The organism is Kitasatospora sp. LaBMicrA B282 (assembly GCF_050325825.1).
GTDB lineage: Bacteria > Actinomycetota > Actinomycetes > Streptomycetales > Streptomycetaceae > Kitasatospora.
This window is the reverse complement of the sequence record NZ_JBNQTI010000175.1, coordinates 1-17,079: the sequence shown is the minus strand read 5'-3', so window position 1 is coordinate 17,079 and position 17,079 is coordinate 1. Positions and strand designations below refer to the sequence as shown.

The window sequence follows — 17,079 nt, the reverse complement described above, 5'->3', positions numbered from 1 at the left end:
TGACTCGTTCCAGCCCGACTGTCCAGGGCCACTCCGGCTCAAACGAATTCACCCCTACCGAGCGGCACACAACCACCGGTTCCCACCGTCGTGGCCAGGTTCCAACCATCGTGTCTCGGCTCACCGCCTGGGCCATCGTGCTCAGCTCGCCAACTCTCGCGCTCACTCGCCAACTGAAGCGCTCAGTGACATCGCGCTCCGCGAAGTCACCCCTTCCTCCTTGCATGAATGTTCCGAGCTGCGTATATTCATGCCAAGCCTTAGGGAGGAGCAGTCATGACCGTGCGAGTCGCCGTTGCCGGAGCCAGCGGGTATGCGGGTGGCGAGGTGCTGCGTCTGCTGCTCGCCCACCCGGAGGTGGAGATCGGCGCGCTGACCGGCGGGTCGAACGCCGGGGCCGCGTTCGTGGAGTTGCAGCCGCACCTGGTGCAGCTGGCCGACCGGGTGCTGGAGCCGACCACCCCCGAGGTGCTGGCCGGGCACGACGTGGTCTTCCTGGGTCTGCCGCACGGGCAGTCGGCGGCGGTGGCCGCGGCGCTCGGCGAGGACGTGCTGGTGATCGACTGCGGCGCGGACTTCCGGCTGAAGCAGGCCGCCGACTGGGAGCAGTTCTACGGCTCCGCGCACGCCGGGACCTGGCCGTACGGCCTGCCCGAGCTGCCCGGCCACCGGGCGGCGCTCAAGGGCACCAAGCGGATCGCGGTGCCGGGCTGCTACCCGACCGCCGTCTCGCTCGCGCTCTTCCCGGCCTACACGGCGCAGCTGGCCGAGCCGGAGGCCGTGGTGGTCGCGGTCAGCGGGACCTCGGGGGCCGGCAAGGCGCCCAAGGTGAACCTGCTGGGCAGCGAGGTGATGGGCTCGGTCACGCCGTACGGGGTGGGCGGGGTGCACCGGCACACGCCGGAGATGGTGCAGAATCTCAGCCAGGTGGCCGGCGAGCCGGTCGGTGTCTCCTTCACCCCGACCCTGGTGCCGATGTCCCGCGGGATCCTGGCCACCTGCAGCGCCAAGGCCAAGCCGGGCGTCACCGCGGGCGACGTCCGGGCTGTCTACCAGCAGGCCTACGCCGACGAGCCGTTCGTCCGGCTGCTGCCCGAACTGCACTGGCCGCAGACCAAGTCGGTGCACGGCGCCAACACGGCGCTGGTCCAGGTGGTGCTGGACGAGCAGGCCGGGCGGATCATCGCGATCAGTGCGATCGACAACCTGGTGAAGGGCACCGCGGGTGGCGCGGTGCAGAGCATGAACATCGCCCTCGGTCTGCCCGAGGAGCTGGGTCTTCCGCTGAACGGAGTCGCGCCTTGAGCAGCAGCTTGAGCACCAGTCAGAGCAGCAGTCAGAACGTCGGGGTCACCGCCGCGCAGGGCTTCCGAGCCGCCGGCGTCACGGCCGGGATCAAGGCCTCCGGCACCCCGGACCTCGCGCTGGTGGTCAACGACGGGCCCTCGCTCGCCGCGGCCGGCGTCTTCACCTCGAACCGGGTGAAGGCGGCTCCGGTGCTCTGGTCCCAGCAGGTGCTGAAGGGCGGCCAGGTGGCCGCCGTGATCCTCAACTCCGGTGGCGCCAACGCCTGCACCGGCCCGGCCGGGTTCCAGGACACGCACGCCACCGCCGAGCGGGTGGCCGCCGAACTGGGCGTCAGCGCGGGGGAGGTGGCGGTCTGCTCGACCGGCCTGATCGGCGAGCGGCTGCCGATGGACCTGTTGCTGCCGGGCGTCGGCCTGGCGGCGAAGGAGCTGACCGCGCTGGGCGGCCAGGCCGCCGCGATCGCGATCAAGACCACCGACACCGTGCACAAGACCGCCCAGGTCACCGCCCCCGCCGGTTGGACGGTGGGCGGCATGGCCAAGGGGGCGGGGATGCTCGCCCCGGGCCTGGCCACCATGCTGGTGGTGGTCACCACCGACGCCGCCGTGGGGGCGGTGGAGCTGGACGCCGCGCTGCGCGAGGCCACCCGCACCACCTTCGACCGGGTGGACTCCGACGGCTGCATGTCGACCAACGACACCGTGCTGCTGCTCGCCTCCGGGGCCTCGGGCGTCACCCCGGCGGCCGCCGAGTTCGCCGCCGCGGTCGAGCAGGTCTGCGCCGACCTGGCCCGGCAGCTGATCGGCGACGCCGAGGGGGCGAGCAAGGACATCCGGATCGACGTCACCGGTGCGGCCACCGAGGACGAGGCGGTCACGGTCGCCCGCACCATCGCCCGCAACAACCTGCTGAAGTGCGCCATCCACGGCGAGGACCCGAACTGGGGCCGGGTGCTGGCGGCGATCGGCACCACCGACGCGGCCTTCGACCCGGACCGGCTGGACGTGGCGATCAACGACGTCTGGGTCTGCCGGGCCGGCGCCACCGGCGAGGACCGCACCCTGGTCGACATGACGGACCGCCAGGTGGTGATCACCGCGAACCTGAACGCGGGTGCCGCCGCCGCCACGGTCTGGACCAACGACCTGACCGCCGACTACGTGCACGAGAACAGCGCCTACTCCACCTGAGTCCAAGGACGGACCCCGTGCAGATCGCACCCAAGGGCGAACAGGCCCGCAACAACACCGCGTTGCCCAAGGCGCTGACGCTGATCGAGGCGCTGCCCTGGCTGGAGCGCTTCCACGGCAAGACCGTGGTGATCAAGTTCGGCGGCAACGCCATGGTCGACGAGTCGCTCAAGGCGGCCTTCGCCCAGGACGTGGTCTTCCTGCGCTACGCCGGCCTGCACCCGGTGGTGGTGCACGGCGGCGGCCCGCAGATCAGCGCCCAGCTGGACAAGCTCGGCCTGGAGTCCTCGTTCACCAACGGCCTGCGGGTGACCACCCCGGAGACCATGGACGTGGTCCGGATGGTGCTGGCCGGCCAGGTCCAGCGCGAGCTGGTCGGGCTGCTCAACGAGCACGGGCCGTTCGCGGTCGGGATGACCGGCGAGGACGCGCACACCATGACCGCGGTGAAGCGCTACGCGGTGGTGGACGGCGAGCAGGTGGACATCGGCCTGGTCGGCGACATCGTCAACATCGAGGCGGGCGCGGTCAAGGCGTTGATCGCCGACGGCCGGATCCCGGTGATCTCCTCGATCGCCCGCGGCGCCGACGGCCACGTCTACAACATCAACGCGGACACCGCCGCCGCCGCCCTCGCGGTCGCGCTCGGCGCGGAGATGCTGGTGGTGCTCACCGACGTGGAGGGCCTCTACGCGGACTGGCCGAGCTCGGACGACGTGATCAGCCAGCTGTCCGCCACCGAGCTGGAGGCCATACTGCCCACCCTGGCCAGCGGCATGCTGCCCAAGATGGAGGGCTGCCTGCGCGCGGTCCGCTCCGGCGTCGGCACCGCCCGGGTGCTGGACGGCCGGGTCCAGCACAGCCTGCTGTTGGAGATCTTCACCGACGAAGGGATCGGCACCATGGTGGTGCCGGACGACGAGAGCACCGTCCTGGGGGGACTGGCATGAGCGACCAGCCGACGACCGCCGGCAACGACCAGCTGACCAAGCGCTACCGGCACGCCTTCACCGACAACTACGGCACCCCGCGGCTGCCGCTGGTCCGCGGCGCCGGTGCGCTGCTCTGGGACGCGGACGGCAACGAGTACCTCGACCTGGTCGGCGGCATCGCGGTCAACGCCCTCGGGACCGCGCACCCGGCCGTGGTCGCGGCGGTGACCGAGCAGATCGGCCGGCTGGGCCACGTCTCCAACCTGTTCACCGCCGAGCCGACCATCGCGCTGGCCGAGCGGCTGCTGGAGCTGGACGAGCGCCCGGGCCGGGTCTTCTTCTGCAACTCGGGCGCCGAGGCCAACGAGGCCGCCTTCAAGATCAGCCGGCTGACCGGCCGGACCCACCTGGTGGCGCTGGAGGGCGGCTTCCACGGCCGCACCATGGGCGCGCTCGCGCTCACCGGGCAGCCCGCCAAGCAGGACCCGTTCCGGCCGCTGCCCGGGGACGTCACGTTCGTGCCGTTCGGCGACGTCGAGGCGCTGCGGGCGGCCGTGACCGAGCAGACCGCGGCCGTGGTGCTGGAGCCGATCCAGGGCGAGAACGGCGCGATCCCGCTGCCGCCCGGCTACCTGAGGGCGGCCCGCGAGATCACCCGGGCCACCGGCACCCTGCTGGTCCTGGACGAGGTGCAGACCGGCATCGGCCGCACCGGCCACTGGTTCGCCCACCAGGCCGAGCCGGGCATCGAGCCCGACCTGGTCACGCTGGCCAAGGGCCTGGGCGGCGGGCTGCCGATCGGCGCCGTGATCGCCTACGGCGCGGCCGGCGAACTGCTGCAGCCGGGCCACCACGGCACCACCTTCGGCGGCAACCCGGTGGTCGCGGCCGCTGCGCTCGCGGTGCTCGACACCATCGAGTCCGAGGGCCTGCTGGCCCGGGTGCGGGCCACCGGGGAGCGGTTGCGCAGCGGGATCGAGGCGCTGGGCGACCCGCTGGTCTCGCACGTGCGCGGCGCCGGGCTGCTGCTCGGCATCGTGCTCACCGAGCCGGTCGCGGCCCTGGTGCAGGCCGCCGCGCAGCGGGCCGGCTTCCTGGTGAACGCCGTGGCGGCGGACGCGGTCCGGCTGGTGCCGCCGCTGATCCTCACCGAGGACCAGGCGGACGCCTTCGTCGCCGCGCTGCCCGGGATCCTGGCGGCGGTGCGCGCCGAGTCGGCGGGCACCCCCGCAGCCCGGCAGGACGACCCGGCCGCGCAGCCGCGCGGGTAGTCCGGGAGAATCATCATCATGACCCAGCCCCCCGCCGACCAGCCCTCTGCCCAGCCCGCTGCCCGATCCGCGGAGGGGCAGCCCCCCGCCGGCCCGACGCCGCAGGTGCCGCAGACCCGCACGGCCCGGCACCGGCGGATCGTGGACCTGCTGACCCGTCAGCCCGTGCGCTCGCAGAGCCAGCTGGCCAAGCTGCTGGCCGACGACGGGCTGGTGGTCACCCAGGCCACCCTCTCCCGGGACCTGGACGAGCTGGGCGCGGTCAAGATCCGCAACCGGGACGGCGCCCTGATCTACGCCGTCCCGGCGGAGGGCGGCGACCGCACCCCGCGGGCGCCGATGGGGGAGTCCGCCAGCGAGGGGCGGATGGCCCGGCTGGCCGGCGAGCTGATGGTCTCGGCGACCGCCTCCGGGAACCTGGTGGTGCTGCGCACCCCGCCGGGGGCGGCGCAGTTCCTCGCCTCGGCGATCGACACGGCCGAGGTGCACGAGATCATCGGCACCATCGCGGGTGACGACACGGTGCTGCTGATCAGCCGTGACCCGGCGGGCGGCCAGGCGCTGGCGGACCACCTGCTGCAGCTCGCCCAGACGAAGAGCGAGCCGACGAAGAGCGAGCCGACCAGGAGCGAGCCCACGAGGAGCGAGCCGACCAAGGGGTGAGCAGCCCACGGGCGAGCGCCCGTAGCACCTGAGGGGCGGGTTCCGGCCAATCTCGGCCGACCCGCCCCTTGTCGGCGTGTACATCGCAACAGCGAGTTAGGTTGGGTGCACGGAACGTTGGTTGCCCCAGGCAACCGGCCCGCGTGAGCCGTCGCACGTCCCTTCGCGTTCAACGAGGTACCGCCATGCACGTGACTGTCGATCAGGACCGGTGCTGCAGTTCCGGTCAGTGCGTCCTGACCCTGCCCGCCGTCTTCGACCAGAGCGAGGAGGACGGCCTGGTGCTGCTGCTCCAGGACCGCCCCGACCCGGCGCTGCTGCCCGGCCTGCAGACCGCCGCCGCCCTCTGCCCGGGCGGCGCGATCACCGTCCACGCCGCCCCGGTCGAGGGGAGCCGGGCATGAGCGTCCTCGAGGAGGTCGACTTCCCCGGCCGCCGCGCCGCCGGCTGCCCCTTCGACCCGCCGCCCGCCCACCGCCGCCCCGCCACCCGGGTCACGCTCTGGGACGGCAAGCCCAGCTGGATGCTGACGGACTACCAGGACGTCCGCGCGGTGCTCGCCGACCGCCGGTTCAGCGCCGACACCCGCCATCCCAACTTCCCCTTCCTGCAACCCGGTCAGGCGGCGCTCCGGCGCGAGCAGCCGAGCTTCCTGCGGCTGGACGACCCCGAGCACGCCCGGCTGCGCCGGATCCTCACCACCGACTTCCTGATCAAGCGGGTCGAGGCGATGCGCCCCGGCATCCAGCAGGTGGTCGACCGGACGCTGGACGCGATGCTCGCGCACGGCGCCCCGGGCGACCTGGTGGCCGAGTTCGCCCTGCCCGTCCCGTCGCTGGTGATCTGCGACCTGCTCGGGGTGCCCTACGAGGACCACGAGTTCTTCCAGCGGCAGAGCACCCGGCTGCTGGACCGCAACGCGCCGGTGGCGGCCGTGCGCGAGGCCTTCGACCTGCTCATCGACTACCTGACCGAGCTGGTCGGCCGCCGCCGGCCCGACGACCCGGGCATCCTCGCCCGGCTCGCCGCCCGGGAGGACCTGACCGCCGCCGAGATCGCCAACAACGGCCTGCTGCTGCTGATCGCCGGCCACGAGACCACCGCCAACATGACCGCGCTCGGCACCCTCGCCCTGCTGCGCCACCCCGGGCAGGCGGCGCTGCTGCGGGAGCGGCCGGAGCTGATCAGCGGCGCGGTGGAGGAACTGCTGCGCTACCTCACCATCATCGACTCCGGCCTGCCCCGGGTGGCGCTGGCGGACGTCGAGCTGGCGAGCGGCGTGACGGTGCGCGAGGGCGAGGCGGTGCTGCTGGTGCTCGGCACCGCCAACCGTGACCCGGAACTCTTCCCCGGCGGCGAGCAGCTCGACGTCACCCGGGATGCCCGCCGCCACCTGGCCTTCGGCTTCGGGGTGCACCAGTGCCTGGGGCAGCCGCTGGCCCGGGTGGAGCTGCAGATCGCGCTCGCCACGCTGCTGCGCCGGGTGCCGCAGCTGCGGCTGGCGGTGCCGTTCGAGGAGGTCGCCTTCCGCAGCGAGACGCTGATCTACGGGCTGAAGTCGCTGCCGGTGGCCTGGTAGGCCACGGCGTCGAAACGCTCGTCAGCACCACGGACCCCGGCCCGCGCGGCCGGGGTCCGCCGCTGTTCCGGGCCTCTTCCGGGGCCGTTTCACGGGCCGTGCGATGTCCGGACTTGAGTTTCATGCGGACTCGTGCATACTTATGCCTATCACCGCATGAACGAGAAGGAGAAAGCCGTGACCGAGCGCGTCGTACTCGCCTACTCGGGCGGTCTGGACACGTCCGTCTGCATCGGCTGGATCGCCGAGGAGACCGGGGCCGAGGTCATCGCCGTCGCGGTCGACGTCGGCCAGGGCGGCGAGGACCTGAACGTGATCCGCCAGCGCGCCCTGGACTGCGGCGCGGTCGAGGCCGAGGTCGCCGACGCCCGCCAGGAGTTCGCCGACGAGTACTGCCTGCCCGCCCTGAAGGCCAACGCGCTCTACCAGGGTCAGTACCCGCTGGTCTCCGCGCTCTCCCGCCCGGTGATCGTCAAGCACCTGGTGGCCGCGGCCCAGAAGCACGGCGCCACCACGGTCGCGCACGGCTGCACCGGCAAGGGCAACGACCAGGTCCGCTTCGAGGTCGGGATCAACTCGCTGGCCCCGGGCCTGAAGTGCATCGCCCCGGTGCGCGACTACGCGATGACCCGGGACAAGGCGATCGCCTTCGCCGAGGCCAAGGGCCTGCCGATCGCCACCACCAAGAAGTCGCCGTACTCGATCGACCAGAACGTCTTCGGGCGGGCCGTCGAGACCGGCTTCCTGGAGGACATCTGGAACGCTCCCATCGAGGACGTCTACGAGTACACCCAGAACCCCGCCACCCCGCGGGAGGCCGACGAGGTGGTCATCACCTTCGAGGCCGGTGTCCCGGTCGCGATCGACGGCCGCAAGGTCACCGTGCTGCAGGCGATCGAGGAGCTGAACCAGCGGGCCGGCGCCCAGGGCATCGGCCGCCTGGACATGGTGGAGGACCGGCTGGTCGGCATCAAGTCCCGGGAGATCTACGAGGCCCCCGGCGCGATCGCCCTGATCACCGCGCACCAGGCGCTGGAGAACGTCACCGTCGAGCGCGAACTGGCCCGCTACAAGCGGCAGGTCGAGCAGCGCTGGGCCGAGCTGGTCTACGACGGCCTCTGGTTCTCGCCGCTCAAGCGCGCGCTGGACGGCTTCGTCAACGAGGCCAACCAGTCGGTCTCCGGCGAGATCCGGATGGTGCTGCACGGTGGGCGGGCCGTGGTCAACGGCCGCAAGTCGGACCAGTCGCTGTACGACTTCAACCTGGCCACCTACGACACCGGTGACACCTTCGACCAGTCGATGTCCAAGGGCTTCATCGAGATCTTCGGGATGTCCTCGAAGATCGCCGCCCGGCGCGACCTGGCCTGAGCCAACCGCCCCGCGAGCCCCGGCCGATCCCCCCTCCCGGCCGGGGCTCGCACCCCCTGAGCCCCTCCCCAAACCCCGAGCAAGGAGCCACGCGATGCCGTCCGAACAGCCCGCAGACGTCCGCCTCTGGGGCGCGCGCTTCGCCGACGGCCCCTCCGAGGCGCTGGCCAAGCTCTCCGCCTCGGTCCACTTCGACTGGCGGCTCGCCCCCTACGACATCGCCGGCTCCAAGGCGCACGCCCGGGTCCTGCACGCCGCCGGCCTGCTGACCGAGGACGAACTCGCCGCCATGCTGGCCGGCCTGGCGCAGCTGCTGGCCGACGTGGAGTCCGGCGCCTTCACCGGCACGATCGCCGACGAGGACGTGCACACCGCGCTGGAGCGCGGCCTGCTGGAGCGGCTCGGTGCCGAACTGGGCGGCAAGCTGCGGGCCGGGCGGTCCCGCAACGACCAGATCGCCACCCTGTTCCGGATGTACCTGCGGGACCACGCGCGGATCATCGGCGCCCTGGTGCTGGACCTCCAGGAGGCGCTGGTCGGCCTCGCCGAGGCGCACCCCGACACCGCGATGCCCGGCCGCACCCACCTGCAGCACGCCCAGCCGGTGCTCTTCGCCCACCACGTGCTGGCCCACGTGCAGGCGCTGGGCCGGGACGCCGAGCGGCTGCGCCAGTGGGACGAGCGGACCGCCGTCTCGCCCTACGGCTCCGGCGCGCTGGCCGGCTCCTCGCTCGGCCTGGACCCGCAGGCGGTCGCCGCCGACCTGGGCTTCGAGCGCGGCTCGGTGGGCAACTCGATCGACGGCACCGCGGCGCGCGACTTCGTCGCCGAGTTCGCCTTCGTCACCGCGATGATCGGGATCAACCTCTCCCGGATCGCGGAGGAGGTGATCATCTGGAACACCAAGGAGTTCGGCTTCATCACGCTGCACGACGCCTTCTCCACCGGCTCCTCGATCATGCCGCAGAAGAAGAACCCGGACATCGCCGAGCTGGCCCGCGGCAAGTCCGGGCGGCTGATCGGCAACCTGACCGGCCTGCTGGCCACCCTGAAGGCGCTGCCGCTGGCCTACAACCGCGACCTGCAGGAGGACAAGGAGCCGGTCTTCGACTCCTGCGACACGCTGGAGGTCCTGCTGCCGGCCTTCACCGGGATGATGGCCACCCTCACCGTGCACCGCGAGCGGCTGGAGGAGCTGGCCCCGGCCGGCTTCTCGCTGGCCACCGACATCGCCGAGTGGCTGGTCAAGCGCGGCGTGCCGTTCCGGGTGGCGCACGAGGTGGCCGGTGCCTGCGTGAAGGTCTGCGAGGGCCGCGGCATCGAGCTGTGGGACCTGACGGACCAGCAGTTCGCCGAGATCTCCCCGCACCTGACGCCGGAGGTGCGCGAGGTGCTCAGCGTCCACGGCGCGATCGCGGCCCGGGACGGCCGCGGCGGCACCGCGCCGAGCGCGGTCGCGGTGCAGTTGGCCGAGGTCAAGGCGGACCTCGCGGTGCAGCAGGAGTGGGCCGGTCGCTGAGCCCGGTGCGCACGGTCCGGGCGGCGGCCCGGGCCGTGATTTCCGCCACCCACGACGGTCCGGAGGGTTGAGCGCAGCTGAAGGCTGGGTAGAGCGCTGGCGAACGTGTCGGCGGAATTCGGCTGATACGGTCTAGCGCTACCCCCGGTCCGGGCACCCCTGACCGGGCAGACCTCCGGCAGGCCACCCGGTGCGAACCCTCACCCTGCGCCCCGGGACATGACGATGGGAGGCCCCCGCACATGGGCATGAGCGTGATCATCTCGGTGGCGACCGAGGACGACACCGAGCAGATCCTCAAGCTCCAGTACCTCGGCTACCAGAGCGAGGCGGAGCTCTACGGCGACTGGTCCATCGACCCGCTGACCCAGACCCTGGAGGAGCTGCGCGCGGAGCTGGCCGGTCGCCACGTGCTGGTGGCGCGGCTCGGCGACGAGGTGGTCGGCGCGGTGCGCGGCTGGGTCGACGAGGACGGCGTGGGCCGGATAAACCGACTGGTGGTGCACCCCCGGATGCAGCGCCACGGGCTCGGCGGGCGGCTGCTGAGCGCCGTCGAGGACCGGCTGCGCGAGGACGTGCGACCGGTGCACGCCTTCCGCCTCTTCACCGGCCACCGCAGCCTGGGCAACCTGCGGCTCTATGCGCGTCAGGGCTACCGGCAGACCGAGGTCAAGGCGGTCTCCCGGGACCTGAGCTTCGTGACCCTGGAGAAGCCGGTCGAGGTCCCGCTGGCCACCGCCGTCTGACCGAATCGCTCAGTGGTCTGAACCACTCGACGCCGCACGGCCCCACCGATCCCGGTGGGGCCGTGCGGCGTTTTCCCTTGCCGCGCCTGGGTCGTGTCCGCATTGCGGACGTCACATCCTGATTCCTGGGACCCGGCCTTGGGATCTGCTTTACTTACTTTCATGACTGCGACGACGAAGACCACCGCCACCGGCACCATGCCGGCAGGTGTGCGTGGCATGTGTTGTCGAATGTGTCACTGCTGATCGGGCTCCTCGCCCTGCGGGCCGCTGCCCGCCCGGCCACTCGATCCGCCGCCTCCCGCTGACCGTTCCCCGGCAGCCCGGGAAGCCCGGCACCCCGGTCGAGTCCGGCCCACCCCCGCCACCCCCCGCCCCGGCACGGCGCCCGTCCGCGCACGCCCGGACCGGACCGGGTGCGCCCTCCACCCAATCCCGACCCACGGAAGCGGCTGTGATCACCACCAAGGACCTCACCAAGGTCTACTCCGCACGAGGCCGAGAGGTCAGCGCCCTGCGCGGCGTCGACCTGCACGTCCGCGAAGGCGAGGTGTACGGCGTCGTCGGCACCTCCGGCGCCGGCAAGAGCACCCTGATCCGCTGCGTCAACCTGCTGGAGCGCCCCACCTCCGGCACCGTCACGGTGGACGGGGTCGAACTCACCTCGCTGCGCGGCGGCGAGCACCGCGGGGGCCGCGAACTGCGCGCCGCCCGCCGCTCCATCGGCATGGTCTTCCAGCACTTCAACCTGCTCTCCTCGCGCACCGTCCGGGAGAACGTCGAACTGCCGCTGGAGCTGGCCGGACTGGGCCGCACCGAGCGCCGCCGCAAGGCCGGCGAGCTGCTGGAGCTGGTCGGGCTCGGCGACCGGGCCGGCGCCTACCCCAGCAAGCTGTCGGGCGGTCAGAAGCAACGGGTCGGGATCGCCCGCGCCCTGGCCGGCGACCCCAAGGTGCTGCTCTCCGACGAGGCCACCTCGGCCCTCGACCCGGAGACCACCCGCTCGATCCTGGCGCTGCTGCGCGACCTCAACCGGCAGCTGGGCCTGACCGTGCTGCTGATCACCCACGAGATGGAGGTGATCAAGTCGGTCTGCGACTCGGCCGCGCTGATGCGCGACGGCCGGATCGTCGAGTCCGGCACGGTCGCCGACCTGCTCGCCACCGAGGGCTCCGAACTGGCCCGCGAGCTCTTCCCGCTCGGCGAGGCGCCGGCCCGCCCGGACGGCACGATCCTGGAGATCACCTTCCAGGGCGACAGCGCCGGCCGGCCGTTCATCTCCCAGCTGGCCCGCACCTACCAGATCGACCTCAACATCCTGGGCGCCGCGGTGGAGACCATCGGCGGCCGCCAGGTCGGCCGGATGCGCGTCGCCCTGCCGGGTCGGCACCAGGACAACGTGGTGCCGATCGGCTACCTGCGCGAACAGGGCCTCCAGGTCGACGTGCTGGACCCGATCACCGACCTCTCGGCCGCCGGCCCCTCGACCACCGACCTCGCGAACGGAGCCGTCGCATGAACTGGGACGACATGCAGCCGCTGCTGCACGACGCGACCATCGAGACGGCCCAGATGGTCGGCATCGCCACCCTGGTCACGCTGCTGGTCGGGCTGCCGCTCGGCGTCCTGCTGGTGCTCACCGACCGCGGCGGCCCGCTGCAGAACGCCCTGGTCAACAAGGTGGTCGGGGCGGTCGTCAACGTCGGCCGCTCGCTGCCCTTCGTGATCCTGCTGGTCGCGCTGATCCCCTTCACCCGCTGGGTGGTCGGCACTTCGATCGGCTGGCAGGCGGCCACCGTGCCGTTGGCCGTCGGCGCCGTCCCGTTCTTCGCCCGGCTGGTGGAGAGCGCGGTGCGCGGCGTCGACGGCGGCCTGGTGGAGGCGGTGCAGGCGATGGGCGGCGGCACCTGGAACGTGGTCCGCAAGGCCCTGCTGCCCGAAGCCCTGCCGGCCCTGGTCTCCGCGCTGACCACCACGGTGATCGCGCTGATCGGCTACTCGGCGATGGCCGGCACGGTCGGCGGCGGCGGGCTCGGCAACCTCGCCATCACCTACGGCTACATGCGCTTCGAGACCGGCTTCATGGTCGTCATCGTGATCGAGCTGGTGCTCCTGGTCACCCTGGTCCAGCTGCTCGGCGACCTGCTCACCCGCCGCCTGAAGCACTGACACCCGGGGCGCCGACGCCCCCGGGGGAGCGCTCCCACAGACCTCCGCCGCCCGACCTCGGGCGCGCGGCCCACCCACCCGACGGAGAAAGGCACTTTTCGTGCGCACCTTCCTGAAGTCCACCCCCCTGAAGTCCACCGCCCTGCTGGCCACCGCCGGCCTCGCGCTCTCGGTCGCGGCCTGCTCCTCCTCCGGGAGCGGCTCCTCGAACAGCGCCGACAAGCCGCTCGTGGTGGTCGCCAGCCCCACCCCGCACGCCCAGATCCTCGACTACATCAAGGACAACCTGGCCGCCAAGGTGGGACTGAAGCTGGAGGTCAAGGAGGTCACCGACTACACGCTGCAGAACCCCGCCGTGCAGGACGGCTCCGCCGACGCCAACTTCTTCCAGCACGTCCCCTACCTGACCGACTTCAACAAGACCCACGGCACCGACATCGTCCCGGTGGAGGCCGTCCACCTGGAGCCGCTGGGCGTCTACTCCAAGAAGGTCAAGAAGGTCGCCGACCTGCCCGACGGCGCCACCGTCGCGGTGCCCAACGACGCCACCAACGAGGGCCGCGCGCTCAAGCTGCTGGCCGACGACCAGGTGATCACGCTCAAGGACGGCGCCGGCACCACCGCCACCGTCCGCGACGTCACCGGCAACCCGAAGCACCTCAAGTTCAAGGAACTGGACGCCGCCCAGCTGCCGCGCGCGCTGGACGACGTGGACGCCGCGGTGATCAACGGCAACAACGCGCTCGGCGCCGGCCTCAAGCCCGCCACCGACGCGATCCTGCTGGAGAAGGCGGACGGCAACCCGTACGCCAACGTGCTCGCGGTCAAGAAGGGCCACGAGAACGACCCGCGCGTGCAGAAGCTGGCCCAGCTGCTGCACTCCGACGAGGTGAAGAAGTACATCGACACCACCTTCCAGGGCTCGGTCATCCCGGCCTTCTGAGCCGCCGACCGTCCGGACCCCTGACCCGGCGCACGCGCGCTCAGCTGACGCTCCGTCGACCCCCGACGACGCCGGGCGTGCGCGGGGCGTACCGTGGGTCCACGACCCGCGAGGAGAGACCAATGCCAGCGAGCTTCCCCGAGACCGCGATCAGCACCGAACGGCTGCTGCTGCGCCCTCTGGAGGAGGGCGACGCGCCCGAGCTGGTCGCGATGATGGCCGACGACCTGGTGCTCAGCTGGACCGACGTGCCGCAGCCGTTCACCCGGGAACACGCCCTGCGCTGGGTGCACGAGCAGGCCCCCGCCCACCGCGCCCAGGGCCGCGGCATCACCTTCGCGGTCAACGAGCACCTGACCCAGCGCCTGGTCGGCCTGGTCGAACTGCGCAACACCGACTGGCGGCTGCTCAGCACCGAGGCCGGCCACGTCACCGCGCCCTGGGCCCGCGGCGAGGGCTACGCGGTGGAGTCGCTGCTCGGGGTGGCCCAGTGGCTCTTCGAGGACCGCGGCTTCCACCGGCTGGAGCTGCGCACCGCCGCCGGGAACACCGCCGCCCAGCAGGTCGCCCAGAAGATCGGCTGCATCAGCGAGGGCGTGCTGCGCAGCGCCTGGATAGTGCGCACCGGCGAGGTCGGCTCGGCCGGCGAGGAGAGCCGCAGCGACCTGATCGTCTGGAGCCTGCTCCCCGAGGACCTGGAACCCGTCCCGGTGGACCGCCTCCCGTTCGCCGAGCTGCACCACCACTAGCAGTCTCCGGCACTAGCAAGCGTCCGGTCCGGCGCCACAGGACGAGCCCGCGCACGGGTGGACCGCACCCCACCAGGTAACCTCCTCTCCTGGACGGATGGCCGCGGCGGCGGGGTGGGTCCACCTGACGACCGCGCGGCTCCGGCCGAACCCAGGGCCCGTCGCGCACTGCCGCGCGCCGCGGCCGAGTCGTGACGCGGGAATCGAGGAGAGCAGCCGCGATGGCTGACCGGATCACGGTCATCGGGTGGGACGGCACGCCGCTGACCGAGGCGGCCGCCGCCGCGCTCGCCGCGGCCACCCTGGTGGCGGGAGCGCCCTACCAGCTCAACGCACTGCCGGTACCGGACGTCGCCGAGCGGATCGTGCTCGGCAGCGTCGAGGTGGCGGCCCGCCGGATCGCCGAGCACCGCGGTGCGGTGGTGGTGGTCGCCGAGGGGGACCCCGGCTTCTTCGGCGTGGTGCGGACCCTGCGCCGGCCCGAGTACGGCCTGGAGCTGGAGGTGCTGCCGGCCGTCTCCTCGGTCGCCGCCGCCTTCGCCCGGGCCGGCATGCCCTGGGAGGACGCCCAGGTGGTGAGCACCCACGGCGGCCGGCTGCGCAAGGCGGCCAACATCTGCCGGGCGCACGCCAAGGTCGCGGTGCTGACCAGCCCGGACGCCGGTCCCAGCGAGCTGGCCCTGATGCTGCGCGGGGTGCACCGCACCTTCGTGGTCTGCGAGGCGCTCGGCACCGAGGACGAGGACGTCACGGTGCTGACCTCGGACCGGGTGCCCGACCACGACTGGCGCGACCCCAACGTGGTGCTGGTGATCGGCGGCAACGCGCAGACCCAGGCGGTGGACGCCGCCTCCGGCTGGCTGGCCGGTCGCCCGGTCGGCTTCCCGGCCACCGAGCGCGGCTGGGCGCTGCCCGGTGACGCCTACGACGGCGAGAGCGCGCAGACCCTCTCGCCGCAGACCCGCGCGGTGATCCTGGCCCGGCTCGGCCCGGGGCCCGGCGACCTGGTCTGGTGCGTGGGCGCCGGCAGCGGCGCGCTCGCGGTGGAGACGGCGCGGTTTGGCGCAGCGGTGGTCGCGGTGGAGGCGGACGCCGCCACCTGCGCGCGGATCGCGGTCAACGCGCGCCGGTACGCGGTGGAGGTGGAGACCGCGGCCGGCGCTGCGCCGGAGGTGCTCGGCGGGCTGCCCGAGCCGGACGCGGTGGTGGTCGAGCGCGGCGGCGCCGAGGTGGTGGCCGCGGTGCTGACCCGCCGTCCGAACCGGCTGGTGGCGCTGGCCGGCACGCTCGGCGAGGCGGAGGCGATCCGGGACAAGGTCGCGGCCGCCGGTTACCAGGTGGCCGGGTCGCTGCTGCAGTCCGCGCCGCTCGGCACGGACGGCGGGCTCACCATCGGCGCGGGGGAGAGCAGCGTGGTGCTCTGGGCCGAGTCCAGCGGCTGAGTGCCGGCTGGGAACTCCCGATCAAGTCCGGCCTGACGATCCGACGAAACTCCGATGAATCCGGATGATTCGGACAAGCGGCGGATCGTCTGTCCGTAAGGGCCGGTAGTCTGACGATCCGACCGCTGTTAGGGATCTTGTGCGGATTGTCCTGGCGGTCGGGGCGCCGACGTGGTGCAACCCACACGGAGATCGGTGTGTGGGCATTCGACTGACGCAGGCCCGACCGGGAGAATGTCCGGGGGCCCGGGCCGGTCGTGCCGGTTGCCCCGGGCTGTCGTTAGTTCAGGTGACGGTGCACAGCAGCCGGCTGCCCCGATCGGGGTCCGGACGGCACCGGACCGTGACCACCGGGCGGCCCACGGCCGCCGCGTGCAGCGCGCGACGGCCGGCAGGTTGGACTGTGGGGTGGGCCGGCACGCGGCTTGGACCCGGAGCGGGCGGTGCGCCTCGGTCGGCGACCGGGTCGCCAAGGACGCGGAAGCGGCCTGGAAGGAGTGTTGACATGACCGACGGCGGTCACGTCCCCAACGAGGGACTGCCGGAGCACCTGCTCCCCGAGACCGGGACCGAACCGGCGCCGGGAGGTGGCGGGTGGGGCGGCGACCTCGTCGGCCAGACCGTACCGGCGGGCGTGGTGGGCCCCGGGTACACCTTCATCGACCAGCCGGACCGGGTGGACCAGCTGGACGACGAGGACGACGTGCTGCTGATGCCCGGGCCGCAGGGTTCCTGGAGCGACGCCGCCGCACCGGTGGTCCCGCTCGGCGAGGCCCTCGCGCCGCAGGCACCGGGCTACCCGGCCCAGCCGGTCTACGCCGCGGCCGACGGCTCGGTGGCGTTCCCGCAGCCGGCCGCCCCCGTCCAGCAGGTCGCCCAGGTCGTGCCGCTGGTGCCGGTCGGGCCTGAGGCGGTCGCCCAGGCCGCGGCCGCCCCCGTCGCGCAGCAGGACGGGACCGTGCACCCGATCGGCACCCCCGTCGCCACCGCCGAGCAGCCCGGTGCGCTGCCGGGTGACGCCGCCGGCACCCCGGTGGAGCCCTCCTGGCCGCCGCTCGACCCGCCCGGCGCGGCCGCTCCCGGGCAGGTGGCGCCGGTGGCCGGCGTGCACCCCGCGGCAGCGCAGCAGCCCACCGCCCCCGCGCGCCGCCCGCTGCACGCCGTGCCGCCGATCCCGGACCCCTCGGTGATGACCGG

15 protein-coding genes and 1 pseudogene are annotated in these 17,079 nt (G+C 72.8%); all 16 read left to right on the top strand.

Annotation, left to right across the window (positions count from 1 at the left end):
- The first annotated feature begins 276 nt into the window (after positions 1-276).
- Positions 277-1,305, top strand: coding sequence for an N-acetyl-gamma-glutamyl-phosphate reductase (gene argC, locus ACQRUO_RS32770; protein ID WP_428319768.1), 1,029 nt, complete (start codon positions 277-279; stop codon positions 1,303-1,305).
- Positions 1,302-2,498 (top strand): bifunctional glutamate N-acetyltransferase/amino-acid acetyltransferase ArgJ, encoded by a 1,197-nt coding sequence (gene argJ, locus ACQRUO_RS32765; protein WP_428319767.1) that lies wholly within the window; start codon positions 1,302-1,304, stop codon positions 2,496-2,498. The genes argC and argJ overlap by 4 nt, the downstream gene beginning before the upstream one ends.
- Before the next feature lie 17 nt (positions 2,499-2,515).
- On the top strand, positions 2,516-3,448 hold the full coding sequence (gene argB, locus ACQRUO_RS32760; protein WP_428319766.1) for an acetylglutamate kinase: 933 nt from the start codon (positions 2,516-2,518) through the stop codon (positions 3,446-3,448).
- Positions 3,445-4,701 (top strand): acetylornithine transaminase, encoded by a 1,257-nt coding sequence (locus tag ACQRUO_RS32755; RefSeq protein ID WP_428319765.1) that lies wholly within the window; start codon positions 3,445-3,447, stop codon positions 4,699-4,701. Before argB ends, ACQRUO_RS32755 begins: the two co-directional genes overlap by 4 nt.
- An 18-nt stretch (positions 4,702-4,719) precedes the next feature.
- Complete coding sequence (locus ACQRUO_RS32750) at positions 4,720-5,364, top strand: arginine repressor (protein ID WP_428319764.1); 645 nt, start codon at positions 4,720-4,722, stop codon at positions 5,362-5,364.
- A 185-nt stretch (positions 5,365-5,549) separates the two neighbouring features.
- On the top strand, positions 5,550-5,768 hold the full coding sequence (locus tag ACQRUO_RS32745) for a ferredoxin (protein ID WP_428319763.1): 219 nt from the start codon (positions 5,550-5,552) through the stop codon (positions 5,766-5,768).
- Positions 5,765-6,943 carry a cytochrome P450 gene (locus ACQRUO_RS32740; RefSeq protein ID WP_428319762.1) on the top strand — a complete coding sequence of 393 codons (1,179 nt, stop codon included), beginning with the start codon at positions 5,765-5,767 and terminating at the stop codon, positions 6,941-6,943. Before ACQRUO_RS32745 ends, ACQRUO_RS32740 begins: the two co-directional genes overlap by 4 nt.
- A gap of 177 nt (positions 6,944-7,120) precedes the next feature.
- Complete coding sequence (locus tag ACQRUO_RS32735; protein ID WP_428319761.1) at positions 7,121-8,314, top strand: argininosuccinate synthase; 1,194 nt, start codon at positions 7,121-7,123, stop codon at positions 8,312-8,314.
- 94 nt (positions 8,315-8,408) lie between these two features.
- Positions 8,409-9,833 (top strand): argininosuccinate lyase, encoded by a 1,425-nt coding sequence (argH, locus tag ACQRUO_RS32730; RefSeq protein WP_428319760.1) that lies wholly within the window; start codon positions 8,409-8,411, stop codon positions 9,831-9,833.
- A gap of 242 nt (positions 9,834-10,075) precedes the next feature.
- Positions 10,076-10,579, top strand: a complete 504-nt coding sequence (locus ACQRUO_RS32725) for a GNAT family N-acetyltransferase (protein WP_428319759.1) — start codon at positions 10,076-10,078, stop codon at positions 10,577-10,579.
- 454 nt (positions 10,580-11,033) lie between these two features.
- Positions 11,034-12,098 (top strand): methionine ABC transporter ATP-binding protein, encoded by a 1,065-nt coding sequence (locus ACQRUO_RS32720; RefSeq protein ID WP_428319758.1) that lies wholly within the window; start codon positions 11,034-11,036, stop codon positions 12,096-12,098.
- Complete coding sequence (locus ACQRUO_RS32715) at positions 12,095-12,748, top strand: methionine ABC transporter permease (protein WP_428319757.1); 654 nt, start codon at positions 12,095-12,097, stop codon at positions 12,746-12,748. Before ACQRUO_RS32720 ends, ACQRUO_RS32715 begins: the two co-directional genes overlap by 4 nt.
- 112 nt (positions 12,749-12,860) lie before the next feature.
- A complete protein-coding gene (locus ACQRUO_RS32710) occupies positions 12,861-13,691 on the top strand; it encodes a MetQ/NlpA family ABC transporter substrate-binding protein (RefSeq protein ID WP_428319769.1) in 831 nt (276 codons plus the stop codon).
- Between the two features lie 122 nt (positions 13,692-13,813).
- Positions 13,814-14,440 (top strand): GNAT family N-acetyltransferase, encoded by a 627-nt coding sequence (locus tag ACQRUO_RS32705; RefSeq protein WP_428319756.1) that lies wholly within the window; start codon positions 13,814-13,816, stop codon positions 14,438-14,440.
- 221 nt (positions 14,441-14,661) lie between these two features.
- Positions 14,662-15,882 carry a precorrin-6y C5,15-methyltransferase (decarboxylating) subunit CbiE gene (gene cbiE, locus ACQRUO_RS32700; protein ID WP_428319755.1) on the top strand — a complete coding sequence of 407 codons (1,221 nt, stop codon included), beginning with the start codon at positions 14,662-14,664 and terminating at the stop codon, positions 15,880-15,882.
- A 505-nt stretch (positions 15,883-16,387) separates the two neighbouring features.
- Positions 16,388-17,079: pseudogene (locus ACQRUO_RS32695) on the top strand (hypothetical protein); the annotation flags it as partial.